Origin of the sequence: Burkholderia sp. NLJ2 (assembly GCF_049487195.1) — a bacterium.
Lineage (GTDB): Bacteria > Pseudomonadota > Gammaproteobacteria > Burkholderiales > Burkholderiaceae > Burkholderia > Burkholderia pyrrocinia.
Map to the genome: position 1 here is coordinate 3,132,608 of NZ_CP137808.1, position 15,351 is coordinate 3,147,958.

The 15,351-nt window shown below is 66.7% G+C and carries 15 protein-coding genes; 6 read left to right on the top strand and 9 right to left on the bottom strand.

The window, feature by feature from the left end:
* The first annotated feature begins 1 nt into the window (after position 1).
* The 4 genes from R9B84_RS14430 to R9B84_RS14445 are packed head-to-tail and all read left to right on the top strand — an operon-like array spanning position 2 to position 2,866.
* On the top strand, positions 2-1,213 hold the full coding sequence (locus R9B84_RS14430) for a beta-ketoacyl-[acyl-carrier-protein] synthase family protein (RefSeq protein WP_423758449.1): 1,212 nt from the start codon (positions 2-4) through the stop codon (positions 1,211-1,213).
* Positions 1,214-1,221: 8 nt separating this feature from the next.
* Positions 1,222-2,037, top strand: a complete 816-nt coding sequence (locus R9B84_RS14435; RefSeq protein WP_423758450.1) for a beta-ketoacyl synthase chain length factor — start codon at positions 1,222-1,224, stop codon at positions 2,035-2,037.
* Positions 2,037-2,540, top strand: a complete 504-nt coding sequence (locus tag R9B84_RS14440) for a hotdog family protein (RefSeq protein WP_423758451.1) — start codon at positions 2,037-2,039, stop codon at positions 2,538-2,540. The genes R9B84_RS14435 and R9B84_RS14440 overlap by 1 nt, the downstream gene beginning before the upstream one ends.
* Positions 2,537-2,866 carry a hypothetical protein gene (locus tag R9B84_RS14445; RefSeq protein ID WP_423758452.1) on the top strand — a complete coding sequence of 110 codons (330 nt, stop codon included), beginning with the start codon at positions 2,537-2,539 and terminating at the stop codon, positions 2,864-2,866. The genes R9B84_RS14440 and R9B84_RS14445 overlap by 4 nt, the downstream gene beginning before the upstream one ends.
* Positions 2,867-2,956: 90 nt before the next feature.
* On the opposite strand, the gene R9B84_RS14450 is transcribed toward R9B84_RS14445, so the two are convergent.
* The 9 genes from R9B84_RS14450 to R9B84_RS14490 form a co-directional block, all read right to left on the bottom strand.
* Positions 2,957-3,172, bottom strand: coding sequence for a hypothetical protein (locus R9B84_RS14450; RefSeq protein WP_423758453.1), 216 nt, complete (start codon positions 3,170-3,172; stop codon positions 2,957-2,959).
* 109 nt (positions 3,173-3,281) lie between these two features.
* Positions 3,282-4,025 carry an acetoacetyl-CoA reductase gene (gene phbB, locus R9B84_RS14455; RefSeq protein WP_423758454.1) on the bottom strand — a complete coding sequence of 248 codons (744 nt, stop codon included), beginning with the start codon at positions 4,023-4,025 and terminating at the stop codon, positions 3,282-3,284.
* 216 nt (positions 4,026-4,241) lie between these two features.
* Complete coding sequence (locus R9B84_RS14460) at positions 4,242-5,423, bottom strand: acetyl-CoA C-acetyltransferase (RefSeq protein WP_047901068.1); 1,182 nt, start codon at positions 5,421-5,423, stop codon at positions 4,242-4,244.
* A 282-nt stretch (positions 5,424-5,705) separates the two neighbouring features.
* Positions 5,706-6,287 (bottom strand): TIGR01841 family phasin, encoded by a 582-nt coding sequence (gene phaP, locus R9B84_RS14465; RefSeq protein WP_423758455.1) that lies wholly within the window; start codon positions 6,285-6,287, stop codon positions 5,706-5,708.
* Positions 6,288-6,796: 509 nt separating this feature from the next.
* The gene (locus tag R9B84_RS14470) at positions 6,797-7,561 is read right to left on the bottom strand and encodes a ParA family protein (RefSeq protein ID WP_047899036.1); all 765 of its coding nucleotides are present in this window, start codon (positions 7,559-7,561) and stop codon (positions 6,797-6,799) included.
* A 76-nt stretch (positions 7,562-7,637) separates the two neighbouring features.
* Complete coding sequence (locus R9B84_RS14475; protein ID WP_423758456.1) at positions 7,638-8,285, bottom strand: DNA-3-methyladenine glycosylase; 648 nt, start codon at positions 8,283-8,285, stop codon at positions 7,638-7,640.
* Complete coding sequence (gene mug, locus R9B84_RS14480) at positions 8,272-8,823, bottom strand: G/U mismatch-specific DNA glycosylase (RefSeq protein WP_423760006.1); 552 nt, start codon at positions 8,821-8,823, stop codon at positions 8,272-8,274. The genes R9B84_RS14475 and mug overlap by 14 nt, the downstream gene beginning before the upstream one ends.
* A gap of 120 nt (positions 8,824-8,943) precedes the next feature.
* A complete protein-coding gene (locus R9B84_RS14485; RefSeq protein ID WP_423758457.1) occupies positions 8,944-9,507 on the bottom strand; it encodes a single-stranded DNA-binding protein in 564 nt (187 codons plus the stop codon).
* Positions 9,508-9,609: 102 nt separating this feature from the next.
* Positions 9,610-10,797 carry an MFS transporter gene (locus R9B84_RS14490; RefSeq protein WP_034179048.1) on the bottom strand — a complete coding sequence of 396 codons (1,188 nt, stop codon included), beginning with the start codon at positions 10,795-10,797 and terminating at the stop codon, positions 9,610-9,612.
* A gap of 264 nt (positions 10,798-11,061) precedes the next feature.
* Here R9B84_RS14490 and uvrA point away from each other — a divergent pair, with 264 nt between their 5' ends.
* A complete protein-coding gene (gene uvrA, locus R9B84_RS14495; protein ID WP_423758458.1) occupies positions 11,062-13,947 on the top strand; it encodes an excinuclease ABC subunit UvrA in 2,886 nt (961 codons plus the stop codon).
* A 253-nt stretch (positions 13,948-14,200) separates the two neighbouring features.
* The gene (locus tag R9B84_RS14500) at positions 14,201-15,286 is read left to right on the top strand and encodes an AI-2E family transporter (RefSeq protein WP_423758459.1); all 1,086 of its coding nucleotides are present in this window, start codon (positions 14,201-14,203) and stop codon (positions 15,284-15,286) included.
* Positions 15,287-15,351 lie beyond the last annotated feature (65 nt).

Below are 15,351 nucleotides of genomic sequence, written 5' to 3' on the forward strand. Positions count from 1 at the left end.
CGTGAAACCTCTCCTGCTCTCGCACTTCACCGCCACCAGCTGCATCGGCCGCGGCCTCGATGCGACCCTCGACGCGCTGCGCGATGCCCGCGGCGGGCTCGTGCCGTGCAACTTCGAGCGCGCGGATCTTGGCACGTGGATCGGCGCGGTGGACGGCGTCGATGCGCAACCCGTGTGCGCGGACCTCGCCGACTTCGAGTGCCGCAACAACCGCCTCGCGCAGCTCGCCCTCACGCAGGACGGCTTCGACGCACGCGTCGCGGCGGCGGTGGCGCGCTACGGCGCGGCGCGCGTCGGCGTGTTCGTCGGCACCAGCACGGCCGGCATCCTCGAGACCGAACGCGCGTACCAGCGCCGCGACCCGGCGAGCGGCGCGCTGCCTGCCGACTTCCGCTACGCACACACGCACAACCCGTATTCGCCGGCTGCGTTCGTGCGCGAGTATTTCGCGCTGCGCGGGCCGGCGATGGCGATCTCGTCGGCGTGTTCATCCGGCGCGAAGGTGTTCGGCTCCGCGCGCCGCATGATCGAAGCCGGGTTGATCGACGCGGCCGTCGTCGGCGGCGTCGATTCGCTGTGCCTGACGACGCTGTACGGCTTCAATTCGCTCGAACTGCTGTCGCGCCGGCCGTGCCGGCCGTTCGACGTCGCGCGCGACGGCATCTCGATCGGCGAGGCGGCCGCGTTCGCGCTCGTCGAACGCGTGCCCGACCCGCTCGCCGCGCTCGACGGCAACGCGATCCTGCTGCTTGGCATCGGCGAATCGAGCGACGCGCACCACATGTCGTCACCGCATCCGGACGGACTCGGCGCGCGCGTCGCGATCGAACAGGCGCTCGCGTCCGCCGGCCTCGGCGCGAACGACATCGACTACGTGAACCTGCACGGCACCGCGACGCCGAGCAACGACGCGGCCGAAAGCCGCGCGGTCGGCGCGCTGTTCGCGAGCACGCCGTGCAGCTCGACGAAGGGCGCGACCGGCCACACGCTCGGCGCGGCGGGCGCGCTCGAAGCGATCGTCGCCGCGCTCGCGCTGCGCGAGCAGTTCGTGCCGGCCGGCGTCAACACGACGCAACCCGACCCGGCGCTCGCCGCCGACTACGTGCTTGCGAGCCGCGCTACGCGCGTGCGCGCCGTGCTTTCCAATTCGTTCGGCTTCGGCGGCACGAATTGCAGCCTGATCCTCGGCCGCGCCGACCACGTACGCCGTTGAGGCCCGACATGACGCTCACCGCCTTCATCGAAAGCATCGGCCTCGTCGGGCCGGGATTGAACGACTGGCCGCACGCGGCCGACGTGCTCGCGGGCCGCGCGGCCTATGCGAACGCACGCACCGTGCTGCCGCCGCCGGCCGGCCTGCCGTCGGCCGAACGGCGCCGCACGGGCCCCGTCGTGCGCGTCGCGCTCGCGGTCGGCCACGAAGCGGTCGCCGCCAGCGGACGCGATGCGGCGACGCTCGCGACCGTGTTCAGCGCGTCCGGCGGCGACGGCCAGAACTGCCACGCGATCTGCGAAACCCTCGCCGGCGACGACCGCCAGCTGTCGCCGACGCGTTTCCACAACTCCGTGCACAACGCGCCGGCCGGTTACTGGAGCATCGCGACCCGCGCGATGGCGACGTCGAACGTACTGTGCGCTTACGACGGCAGCTTTGCCGCGGGCCTGCTCGAGAGCCTGTGCCAGGTCGCGGTCGATCGCGTGCCGACCCTGCTGATCGCGTACGACACCGACTATCCGGAACCGCTGCGCACGGTGCGGCCGATCGACGACGCATTCGGCGTCGCGCTCGTGCTCGCGCCGGAAGCAAACGAGCGTTCGCTCGCCCGCATCGACGTGCAGCTCACCGACGCGCCCGCCACGACGCTCGCGAATCCCGAACTCGACGCACTGCGCACCGACAATCCGGCCGCACGCGTGCTGCCGCTGCTCGATGCGCTCGCCGCGCGGCGTTCGACGCGCGTCGTGCTCGACTACCTCGCCGATTCGCGCGTGCAGGTCGACATCGCAATGCCGGATGCCTTCGCGGAGCGCGCGTGATGACCGCGACACCCCCGTTGACACCGCCGCTCGACCACGCGTGGATCGCCGCGCACATTCCGCACGGCGGCACGATGTGCGTGCTCGATACGGTCGATGCATGGGACGCCGAACGCATCCGCTGCACGGCGACGAGCCACCGCGATCCGCACAACCCGCTGCGCTCGCACGGCCGGCTCGCGTCGGTCTGCGGCATCGAATACGCGGCGCAGGCGATGGCCGTGCACGGCGCGCTGCTCGGTGCGCACGAAGAACGTCCGCGCGTCGGCTATCTGGCGAGCGTGCGCAATGTCGATGCGTTCGTCGACCGGCTCGACACGTTCGACCAGCCGCTCACCGTCGACGCGGAACGCGTGAGCGGCGACGGCCGTTCGGTGCTGTACGGCTTCGCGCTGCGCTGCGGCGATCGCGTGCTGCTGTCCGGCCGCGCCGCGGTGATGCTCGACGCATCGGCGGGCGGCATGTTTGCCCCGCCGCCCGCCGGCAATTCGAATCCTCGATGAAGAGGCTTACTCAAGGAAACCAGGTCGTGAAAGTTCGTCAGTTCATTGGTACCGCGCTCGTTCTGGCGCTGATCAGCCCGATCGCGCATGCGGACATGTCGGAAGTGAAGCAGGACATCAAGCGCGATTCGAAGGAAGCCGCGCACAAGACCGGCGAGGCTGCACGCAGCTTCGGCCACGCGACCGCGAGCGCAGCAAAGACGGTCGGGCACGGGGTCGCACATGCGTCGCGCGAAGGCTGGGATGCCACCAAGCGCACGACGAAGCGAATCTTCCACAAGAACGACTCGGGCGAGTCGGGTGGAAAGAACGAAAAGAGCAATTGACGATGCGCATCGCGCGCATCACCGACTGCATGCGCGCGATGCGTGACCGTTCGTCAGTCGTGGCGTCGCGTCAGCACGACGTCGCCAGCGTCAACGCGCGCCGCGCATGCGGCGTGCCGACCTCGCCCGCCTCGCCGGCCGGCGCGCGAAGCACTTGCCGTACGCGACAACCCAGCAATCGCGATGATCGAAGTTCCGCAGCAGCCGCGCGCGGCGCCGCTCGAGCCAGTAGAGCGAGATCGCCATCGTCAGCGCGACGGCCAGTGCCGAGCCGCCGATCGCGAGTCCCATCCAGGTGTCACCCATGCCTTCTCCGGAATGCGAGGCCGAAGCGGCATGCCTGGCGCCGCTCCGGCACTGGATAGTGCGGAACGCGGCCCGAAACGCGCGCGAACGCCGCCCGGGCCGCCGCGCATCAGTGCATGTGCTGGCCGCCGTTGATCGCGATGTTGGAGCCCGTCACGAAGCCGGCCTCCTCCGAGCACAGGTAAGCGACCAGCGCCGCGACTTCCTCGGGCTTGCCGAGCCGGCCCGCCGGAATCTGCGGGAGGATCTTCGTGTCGAGGATGTCCTGCGGGATCGCCGTGACCATCTTCGTCGCGAGGTAACCCGGCGACACCGTGTTCACCGTCACGCCCTTGCGCGCGACTTCCAGCGCGAGCGATTTCGTGAAACCGTGCATGCCGGCCTTCGCGGCCGCGTAGTTGGTCTGGCCGACCGAACCCTTCGAGCCGTTCACCGACGAGATGTTGACGATGCGCCCCCAGCCGCGCTCGACCATGCTTTCGCAGACAGGCTTCGTCATGTTGAACACGGAATCGAGGTTCGTGCGGATCACGGCATCCCAGTTCACCTTGTCGAGCTTGCGCAGCGTCATGTCGCGCGTGATGCCCGCGTTGTTCACCAGAATGTCGACCGGGCCGACGTCCTGCACGATCTTCTCGATGCATTGCTGGCACGAATCGTGATCGGCCACGTCCACCGGGTACGCATGGAACTCGCGGCCGGCCGCGTGCATCTCGGTCAACCAGCGGTCGGCGCCGGTGTTGTTCGGCGAATACGTGACGACTACCCGGTGGCCCGCGTCGTTCAACCTGATGCTGACCGCTTCGCCGAGACCGCCCATTCCACCTGTCACAACTGCAATTCGCTTAGTCATCCTATAAATTACCGACAAAAAAGTAATCGATGAATGCGGGGCGGCGGCGTCGCACATGCTGCCGCCCCACCGCTTCGATGCGCAAAACCCGCGTCGCGGGTGCGGCACGCACCGGAACTTCGCGCTTGTTGTTGGCTGCTTGTCGTGCGCGAAAGCCACTTCGCGCGGATGCTGCGCTAGCCGGCGCCGCATCCGCGTGATGTCGTCAGACCCTGCTCAGACGCGCTCGACCGCAAGCGCGACACCCATCCCGCCGCCGATACACAGCGACGCCAGCCCGCGCTTTGCATCGCGCTTGGCCATCTCGTGCAGCAGCGTCACCAGGATCCGGCAACCCGACGCACCGATCGGGTGACCGATCGCGATCGCGCCGCCGTTCACGTTCACCTTCGACGTGTCCCAGCCCATCTGCTTGTGCACCGCCAGCGCCTGCGCCGCGAATGCCTCGTTGATTTCCATCAGGTCCAGGTCGCCCGGCGTCCAGCCCGCGCGCTCCAGGCACCGGCGCGAGGCCGGCACCGGGCCCATCCCCATCACGCTCGGATCCACGCCCGCGTTCGCGTACGCCTTGATCCGCGCGAGCGGCGTCAGGCCGAGCGCCGCCGCCTTCTGCGCCGACATCACCAGCACCGCCGCCGCGCCGTCGTTCAGACCCGACGCGTTCGCCGCCGTCACCGAACCGTCCTTCGAGAACGCCGGCTTCAGCCCCGCCAGCGATTCCGCCGTCACGCCGTGACGCACGAATTCATCGGTCGCGAACTGCAGCGGCTCGCCCTTGCGTTGCGGAATCGACACCGGCACGATCTCGTCGTCGAAGCGCCCGGCCTTCTGCGCGGCTTCCGCCTTGTTCTGCGACAGCGCCGCGAACGCGTCCTGCTCTTCGCGCGTGATCCCGTATTCCTTCGCGACGTTCTCCGCCGTGATGCCCATGTGGTACTGGTTGTACACGTCCCACAGGCCGTCGACGATCATCGTGTCGACCAGCTTCGCGTCGCCCATCCGGAACCCGTCGCGCGAGCCCGGCAGCACGTGCGGCGACGCGCTCATGTTCTCCTGGCCGCCCGCGATCACGATCTCCGCGTCGCCCGCGACGATCGCATTCGCCGCCAGCATCACGGCCTTCAGGCCCGAGCCGCACACCTTGTTGATCGTCATCCCCGGCACTGCCGCCGGCAGCCCGGCCTTGATCAGCGACTGCCGCGCCGGGTTCTGCCCCGAGCCGGCCGTCAGCACCTGGCCCATGATCACTTCGCTGACCTGCTCGGGCTTCACGCCTGCACGCTCCAGCACCGCGCGGATCACCGTCGCGCCCAGCTCCGGCGCCGCAATCTTCGCAAGCGAGCCGCCGAATTTGCCGACCGCGGTCCGCGCGGCCGATACGATCACTACATCCGTCATGTTCAGTTCCTGCATCGAAATCAGTTCGTCGTTCTGACGCCGGCACGCGCCGGCTGCAACTGGCGATGGCGCACGTCGGGCCATCCGGCGCGACAACGGTCGCACGCCGACGCGCCGCGAGCAGCGCCCGGTCGCACCGGCGGCACACCGGCACGGCCCGCACATGCACCGACGCCTTGCGGCAAACCGGAGGGTCGCCGTGCACCGCGCGGCACACGCGGTGTACGGCGCCATCCGGCGCCGATCAATCGTGTCGCACCTGCGCGCGACACGCTCACATCGTTACGCGGCCGATTCGCGCGCAGCCGCTGCGTCCTTGCGTGCGGCAGCCGTCTGCTTGGCGCCACGCGTGGCCGTTTCGCTGACCGCATCGAAACCGCTCTGGGCGGCTTCGATCGCCTGACCCGTCGCTGCGCGCACGGAGTCGGCCGCGGCCGTCGCCGCGGACAGCGCCGAATTCAGTGCGGCCACCACCGATGCCGAGCCGGCCGGCGCATGCTTCGACAGTTCGCCGAGCGCGTCCTTCAGGCGCTTGTCGTTCTGTTCGTATTGCGCCTGCGCAACCTTCGCCCATTCGGATTGCGTCGACACCGCGATGTCGAACAGATGGCGGCCGTACGACACGGCCTTGCCGGCCGCTTCCTGCGGTGCGGCGACCTGTTGCGCGAAACCCGCGGCCGGATTGCTGCTGTTGAAGGCGTTCTTCAGCTTGTCTTCGTATTCCTCGAGCGCCGTCCGGGCCGCTTGCAGGTTGAGTTCGACGACAGCCTCGAAACCTTGGATCGCCGGACGGGCGATCGCAAACCACGCGGCGATTCCGGATTGATAATCGGCGGTAAGTTTTTCGGGGGCAAATACGGACATCGGGCACGCTCCTGTTGGCAATGCGAGAGACGACGTAAAGAAAAATGGAAGCCAGATCGACAGCCGGCCGCCTTATTGACAACCCGTCACTTATTTAAGTACGGGAAGTTGAAGGAGGCCATTCTAGATCGATTAATTGTCAATTAAATGGCATTAATGATAGGTGTAAACCCTTATATATCTTCGAACGGCCGCTGGAGCCTGCGACGCGTCGACATCGCAGAAAAAGATACCGCAGCACTCTGTCCCGCAATGTCTTTTTACCTTTTTACAGCATAACGCACCGTGACGTTGCGCAACATTTACCAATTCATTATTCCGTTTATTAGAAAACCGGCGACCATTGAAAATGTAGCGGTCGCTTATGTAATCGTTTTTTCTGGATTGATTATGAAATCGTTTCCAGGATTATTAATGCCGGAATCAATGATCGGATGAATTGCGGGTCGCAATGAAAATACCGAAGCGGCCGCATGATGCGGCCACGGTCGGTTCCGGCGTGCGGGCGATCAGCCGGCCAGTTCGCGATGCAGTGCGAGGAATTCCTGCGCGAGCTTGTGCCCGGGTTCGAGATGGATCACGGGCTTGGACTGCTGATGCGACTCGCGGATCTTCACCGACGCCGACAGCTTCGATGCGAGCACCGGCAGCCCTTCGTCGACAAGCTCGTCGACCAGCCGTTGCGGCAGGCTCGCGCGCGGCTGGAACTGGTTGATGACGATCCCTTCGACCTCAAGCGCCGCGTTGTGGTCCTGCTGGATTTCCTTCACGTTCTCGAGCAGCGTGTACAGCGCGCGGCGCGAGAAATCGTCGCAGTCGAACGGGATCAGGCAGCGCTCGACCGCGATCAGCGCCGAGCGCGTGTAGAAATTCAGCGCGGGCGGCGTGTCGATGTACACGGCGTCGTAGGTGTCGAGCTCGTTCAGCGCATCGCGCAGCTTGTAGATCTTGTAGCGCGATTCGAGCTTGCCGTGCAGCGTGTCGAGGTCCGGATGCGCGGGCATCACGTCGAGCCCTTCGAACGGGGTCGGATGGATGAACGACGCGACGTCGACCGGACGGAAGTTGAAAGTCAGCGCGGTTTCAAAGAAACCGGCGACGCCCGGTTGCGCGTCGGCTGCGGCGTCGCCGAGCAGGTAGCGCGTGGAGTTCGCCTGCGCATCGAGGTCGATGACGAGCGTGCGCAGCCCTTCGCTCGCGCTGATCGCCGCCAGGTTGCAGACGATCGTCGATTTGCCCACGCCGCCCTTCTGGTTGAATACGACCCGCCGCATTGTGTCCCCCTCGATCGAAACGTCGAAAGGACCAGCTTAGCCGGTCAATAATGGCGGCTGCGTGACGCAGATCGATTTACGCGCGATTGTGCGCGGCACGCATCAGGCGCGGCAGCGCCCCCGATACATGGCGATTGCCGGGCACGCTCCATCGCCACGGAAGATCCTTGCCGACGCGAATGCCGATGCGCGGCCCGCCCGCCAGATCCGTGGGCGGCGCCATGCCGTCGTCCACGATCGCGAATCCTTCGCGCGCGCCGACCAGATCGACGCCATCCTGGGCGCCGCCGATCCCCATTGCCTGGGTCAGCCGCGCCGGCCCCCGGCACAGATCGCGATCGCGCGTCAGCCGCGGCCGTGCCGCACGCATCTGGTCGAGCCCGTGCAGCGGTTCCAGCGCACGGATCAGCACGCCCGTTCCCGTGCCGTCCGGGCCGCACACGCAATTGCAGCACCAATGCATGCCGTACGTGAAATAGACGTACAGGTGCCCGGGCGGCCCGAACATCGTCGCGTTACGCAGTGTCTTGCCGCGATAGGTATGCGCCGCCGGGTCGATCGCGCCGGCATAGGCCTCCACTTCGACGATGCGGCCGGCGCGGCCGTCGGCTGCCGCGAGGATCTTGTTGAGCAGTTGCGGTGCAACGTCGGTGGCGATGCGATCGAAGAACGCCCGCGACAACACGGTGCCCGGCCATGGGGATGCCGTCTTACTGCGTCGCATCCGGCTGCCCCTCCGGTTGACGACCGGAAGCGGTCCTCGTCTGCAGATAAAGCTGACGGTACGCGTCGACCAGATCGTCGAGGCCGAACGCAAGATTTCTCCCGCTCGGATTGGGCAGCACCCAGACGCTCGCGCGCTGCATGCGCGCCGGCTGCAATCCCCACGCGACTTCGCGTTGCCCCGCAAGCGCCGAATACGCCGCCTTGCCGAGAAAGGCGACAAAACGCGGCCCATAACGCGCTACCTTCTGCTCGAACTCCGACGCCGCAGCGATGAATTCCGCGCGCGAAAGCTGATCGGCACTCGCGGTCGGCCGCTTCACCACCGCCGTCAGGCCGCAGCCGTACCGGAGTATTGCGCGATCGTCCTGCGGCGGAATTTCCGTTGGCGTGAAACCCGCGAGATGAATCACGCGCCAGAAGCGGTTGCTTCTCCCCGCGAAGTGATGCCCCGTCGCCGCGGCGGTCATGCCGGGGTTGATCCCGCAGAACAGCACGTCGAGATGCGCAGCGATGAGGTCGGGGAGTGCGTCAGCCACGGTTCGTCTGCAGTGCGAGGGACAGGGACGTAAACGAAGCAAGGCCCGAAGACCCGGGCCAAGCAACCGGCTTGACTCGGACATTCGGGCCCATCGTGATGCGGGATGCCGACTTGGCCGTCAGAACGGAATATCGTCGTCCATCTCGTCGAAGCCGCCGCCTGCCGGTGCGCTCGGACGGCTCTGCGCGCCGCCGCCAGCACCGCCACGCGCCGCGCCGCCGGCACGACCGCCGCCGCCACCGCCGCGTTCCGCCTGCTCGCCGCGGCCGCCACCACCACCACCACCACCACCGTAGCCGCCGCCGTAACCGCCTTCGTCACCGCCGCCGCCACCACCGCCCACACCGCCGCGACCGCCGAGCATCTGCATCTGGTCGGCGACGATTTCGGTCGAGTAACGATCCTGGCCGTCCTGGCCTTGCCACTTGCGCGTGCGGATGCGGCCTTCGATATAGACCGACGAACCCTTCTTCAGGTATTCGCTGACGATTTCCGCCAGACGGCCGAAGAACGCGACGCGATGCCACTCGGTCATTTCCTTGAAATCGCCGCTTGCCTTGTCCTTGTAGCGGTCGGTCGTCGCGAGACGGATGTTCGCAACCGCGTCGCCGCTCGGCAGGTAACGGACTTCAGGATCGGCGCCGAGATTGCCGACGAGGATGACCTTGTTGACGGATGCCATGTGTTTCTCCAGTAAATTCGATGCCGGGCCGCCCGCGCATGCGTCGGAGCGGCTCGCCGGGCAAGCCGGCGAACGCCGCCGGTGCCTGCCCGAAAATTAGGTTCAGGCCTTGCGCGGCGGCGCTTTCATGCTGGCCGCGATTATAAGCCACGCGGCAACGAGCCCAGAACACGCGTAGAACACGGTGTTCGCGCCCCCGTGCTTCAGCAGCCAGCCGCCCGCGATGCCGCCGAGCGCGAGCCCGATCGACTGCGTGGTGTTGTAGACGCCCGTGGCCGCGCCCTTGCGCGAACCCGGCGCGAGCTTCGACACGAGCGACGGCTGCGACGCTTCCAGGATGTTGAACCCGAGGAAGTAGACGAACAGGATCGCCGCCACAATCAGGATGGTATGCGGCGCGCTGCCCAGCAGCAATTGGCCGATCAGGATAGCCAGGATGCCGCCGAGCAGCACCGGCTTCATCTTGCCCCGTTTTTCCGCGACGATGATCGCCGGGACCATCATCACGAATGCGAGCCCCATCACCGGCAGGTAGACCTTCCAGTGCGCGGCGACCGGCAGCCCGCCGTCGACGAGCAGGCGCGGCACGACGAGGAACAGCGCCGTCTGCGTCGCATGCAGCACCAGCACGCCGAAGTTCAGGCGCAGCAGCTCGACGTTGTGCAGCACCTCGGCGAACGGCGCGGGCACGTGCACGGGCTTCGCCGCGTCGGGCACGATCCACACCACGACGCCGATCGCGAGGATCGACAGCACGCCGACGATCGTGAACAGCCCGCTCATCCCGACCCAGTGGAACACGATCGGCGCACCGACGATCGCGACCGCGAACGACACGCCGATCGAGCCGCCGACCATCGCCATCGCCTTCGTGCGGTTCTGCTCGGAGGTCAGGTCGGCGATGAACGCGAGCACCGCGGACGACACGGCGCCCATCCCCTGGATCACGCGGCCGACGATGATCCACGTGATGTCGTGCGCGAACGCGGCGACGAAGCTGCCGAGCGCGAAGATCACGAGGCCGGCGGCGATCACCGGCTTGCGGCCGAACTTGTCGGACGCCCAGCCGTAGAAAATGTAGAACAGCGACTGCGTGACGCCGTAGGCCCCGAGCGCGATGCCGACGAGCAGCACGTTGTCGCCGCCCGGGATGGTTTTCGCGTAGACCGAGAACACCGGCATGATCATGAACAGGCCGAGCATGCGCAGCGCGAAGATCGCCGCGAGCGACGTGGTCGCGCGCAACTCGGGCGCAGTCATGCGGGAAGACGTGGCGGACGGATTGGACATCGGGAATGAATTTCGAATGATCGGAATGTCCGCCCGGCAGCGGGCGGCGGAAGATCAGGACCGGCGGCCCGGCAGGCCCGGCGGGCGACGCGTCGGGGCAGGATTCGGCAGCCTGCAGGCCACCCGGAACCGCGCGGCGCGACCGCTTTCCCCGGCGCAGGCGCCGTCTTGCTGCCACCTGCTGCAAAGGCTGGGGACCCCAAACGACGGTCTCGAAAAGCCGTTATAGTAGCAGGTTTGGTTCCCTCCATTTTCGCCAGGTTCATGGAACAGATCCGCATCCGTGGGGCACGCACCCACAACCTGAAAAACGTCAATCTCGACCTGCCGCGCCACAAGCTGATCGTGATTACCGGGTTGTCAGGGTCGGGCAAGTCGTCGCTCGCGTTCGATACCCTTTATGCCGAGGGCCAGCGCCGCTACGTCGAAAGCCTGTCCGCGTATGCCCGCCAGTTCCTGCAGTTGATGGAGAAACCGGACGTCGACCTGATCGAGGGCCTGTCGCCCGCGATCTCGATCGAGCAGAAGGCGACATCGCACAACCCGCGTTCGACCGTCGGCACGGTCACGGAAATCCACGACTACCTGCGACTTTTGTACGCACGGGTCGGCACGCCGTACTGCCCCGACCACGACATCCCGCTCGAGGCGCAGAGCGTGTCGCAGATGGTCGACGCGGCGCTCGCGCTGCCCGAGGAAACCAAGCTGATGATCCTCGCGCCCGTCGTCGCGAACCGCAAGGGCGAGCACGCCGAGCTGTTCGAGGAGATGCAGGCGCAGGGCTTCGTGCGCTTTCGCGTGCGCTCGGGCGGCGGCACCGCGAACGAGGGCGTGGCGAAGATCTATGAGGTCGAGTCGCTGCCGAAGCTCAAGAAGAACGACAAGCACACGATCGACGTCGTCGTCGATCGCCTGAAGGTGCGCCCGGACATGAAGCAGCGCCTCGCCGAATCGTTCGAGACGGCGCTGCGCCTCGCCGACGGCCGCGCGATCGCGCTGGAAATGGACACCGACAAGGAACACCTGTTCAGCTCGAAGTTCGCGTGCCCGATCTGCTCGTACTCGCTGCAGGAGCTCGAGCCGCGCCTGTTCTCGTTCAACAATCCGATGGGCGCGTGCCCGGAATGCGACGGCCTCGGCCAGATCACGTTCTTCGACCCGAAGCGGGTCGTCGCGCACCCGTCGCTGTCGCTCGCCGCGGGCGCCGTGAAGGGCTGGGACCGCCGCAACCAGTTCTACTTCCAGATGCTGCAGAGCCTCGCGGCGTTCTACGAGTTCGACATCGACGCCGCATTCGAGGATCTGCCGGAAAAGATCAGGAAAGTGCTGCTGTTCGGCTCAGGCAAGCAGACGATCCCGTTCTCGTACATCAACGAGCGCGGCCGCACGACGATCCGCGAGCACGTGTTCGAAGGGATCATCCCGAACCTCGAACGCCGCTACCGCGAGACCGATTCGGTCGCGGTGCGCGAAGAACTGTCGAAGTACCAGAACAACCAGCCGTGCCCGTCGTGCGACGGCACGCGCCTGCGCCGCGAAGCGCGCCACGTGCGGATCGGCACGGGCGACTACGCGCGCGGCATCTATGAAATCAGCGGCTGGCCGCTGCGCGACGCGCTCGGCTATTTCGACGGGCTGACGCTCGAAGGTGCGAAGCGCGAGATCGCCGACAAGGTGATCAAGGAAATCGTCGCGCGCCTGACGTTCCTGAACAACGTCGGCCTCGACTACCTGTCGCTCGAGCGCAGCGCCGAAACGCTGTCGGGCGGCGAAGCGCAGCGCATCCGGCTCGCGTCGCAGATCGGTTCGGGTCTCACGGGCGTGATGTACGTGCTCGACGAGCCGTCGATCGGCTTGCACCAGCGCGACAACGACCGCCTGATCGGGACGCTCAAGCACCTGCGCGACCTCGGCAACTCGGTGATCGTCGTCGAGCACGACGAGGACATGATCCGCACGGCCGACTACGTCGTCGACATGGGCCCCGGCGCGGGCGAGCACGGCGGCGTGGTGGTGGCCGAAGGCACGCCGAAGCAGGTGCAGTCGAACCCGCAGTCGCTGACGGGCCAGTACCTGCTCGGCAAGCGCACGATCGAGTATCCGGACGAGCGAATCGCACCCGACGCCGAGCGGATGCTGCGCATCGTCGACGCGCACGGCAACAACCTGAAGCACGTCGATCTCGAACTGCCGGTCGGCCTGTTGACCTGCATCACCGGCGTGTCGGGCTCCGGCAAGTCGACGCTGATCAACGACACGCTGTATCACGCGGTCGCGCGCCACCTGTACGGCTCGTCGGCCGAGCCGGCGCCGCACGAGGCGATCGAAGGCCTCGAGCACTTCGACAAGGTGATCAACGTCGACCAGTCGCCGATCGGCCGCACGCCGCGCTCGAACCCGGCCACGTACACCGGCCTGTTCACGCCGATCCGCGAGCTGTTCTCGGGCGTGCCGACCTCGAAGGAGCGCGGCTACGATCCGGGCCGCTTCTCGTTCAACGTGAAGGGCGGCCGCTGCGAATCGTGCCAGGGCGACGGCGTGCTGAAGGTCGAGATGCACTTCCTGCCGGACGTCTACGTGCCGTGCGACGTGTGCCACGGCAAGCGCTACAACCGCGAAACGCTCGAAGTGCAGTACAAGGGCAAGAACATCAGCGAAGTGCTCGACATGACGGTCGAGCATGCGTACGAGTTCTTCAGCGCAGTGCCGGTCATCGCGCGCAAGCTGAAGACGCTGCTCGACGTCGGCCTCGGCTACATTCGCCTCGGCCAGTCGGCCACGACGCTGTCGGGCGGCGAGGCGCAACGCGTGAAGCTGTCGCTGGAGCTGTCGAAGCGCGACACGGGCCGCACGCTGTACATCCTCGACGAGCCGACCACCGGCCTGCACTTCCACGACATCGCGCTGCTGCTCGAGGTGATCCACCGGCTGCGCGACCAGGGCAACACGGTCGTGATCATCGAGCACAACCTCGACGTGATCAAGACGGCCGACTGGGTGATCGACCTCGGCCCCGAAGGCGGCGCCGGCGGCGGCCAGATCATCGCGCAGGGCACGCCCGAGCAGGTCGCGAAGACGAAGGCGAGCTTCACCGGCAAGTACCTCGCGCCGCTGCTCAAGCGTTCGACCCGCAAGGTCGCGGCCGGCTGACGCCCGCCGCGCTTCCGCGCCCCTTCCCGCGCGCGGCCGCCCGGCCGCGCGCGACCGTTGGCGGTACGCCGCCCGCCCCCTCGTTTTCCCTTCTGCGTTTACACCACGCGCCAAACGGCCCAATTGCGGACCATAATGGCGGCTATACTTTACGGTCGTAAGGTTCGCCGTCCGCACCAATCCGGTGCGCCCCGGGCGGGCACCGCTCTGTCGCTCATTGCGCGGCATGACACACGAACGACAGGAATCCACGATGGAGAAGCAACAAGACTCGTCGCGCGATGCGCAGAATCGCGAGCCGCACCTGCGCAGCGTGCGGCTGACGAGCGACTTCAGCCTGCCGAAGCTGTCGGCACTCGAGATCGGCAGCTATCTCTTCACGATCCTCACGATGTGGCTCGTCCTCGAGCTCAAGCTGCTCGGCGGGCTGCTGGCCGGCCTGCTCGTGTACCAGCTGATCCACACGATCGCGCCCGTGATCGAACGCCACACGACGAGCATGCGCGCGCGCTGGGTCGCCGTCGTGCTGCTGGCGATCGCGATCGTCGGCGCGCTCACGGGCCTGACGATCGGCATCATCGAGCATTTCGAGCGCACGGTGCCGAACCTGCAGAGCCTGCTCGACCAGCTGATGCAGATCGTCGAGCAAACCCGCGCCCGCACGCCGGCTTGGATCGCGAACCTGCTGCCTGTCGACGTCGAGCAGATGAAGACGAAGGCAGCCGTGCTGATGCACTCGCACATGGATCAGCTCCAGCAGAGCGGCAAGAGCGTCGCGCGCGGCTTCGGCCACGTGCTGTTCGGGATGATCATCGGCGCGATGATCGCGATCGGCGTCGAGCACGGCAAGGTGCGCCGGCCGCTGTCGACCGCGCTCGTCACGCGCGTATCGCGCTTCTCCGATGCGTTCCGCCGGATCGTGTTCGCGCAGATCAAGATCTCGGCGATCAACGCGACGTTCACGGGCATCTACCTGCTCGTCGCGCTGCCGATGTTCCACGAGCGGCTGCCGCTGTCGAAAACGCTCGTGCTCGTCACGTTCATCGTCGGCCTGCTGCCGGTGATCGGCAACCTGATCTCCAACACGCTGATCGTCGCCGTGTCGCTGTCGGTCAGCATGGGTACCGCGATCGCGTCGCTCGCGTTCCTCGTGATCATCCACAAGCTCGAATACTTCCTGAATGCGAAGATCATCGGCGGCCAGATCGAGTCGCGCGCGTGGGAGCTGCTGCTCGCGATGCTGGTGATGGAGGCCGCGTTCGGGCTGCCGGGCGTAATCGCCGCGCCGATCTTCTATGCGTACCTGAAACGCGAGCTGTACCTGCTGCGGCTGATCTGAAGCCCGCGCATCAGGCGTAAAAAAACGCCGCGCCCCGTGAAGGGCGCGGCGTTTTTGTTTGTGCA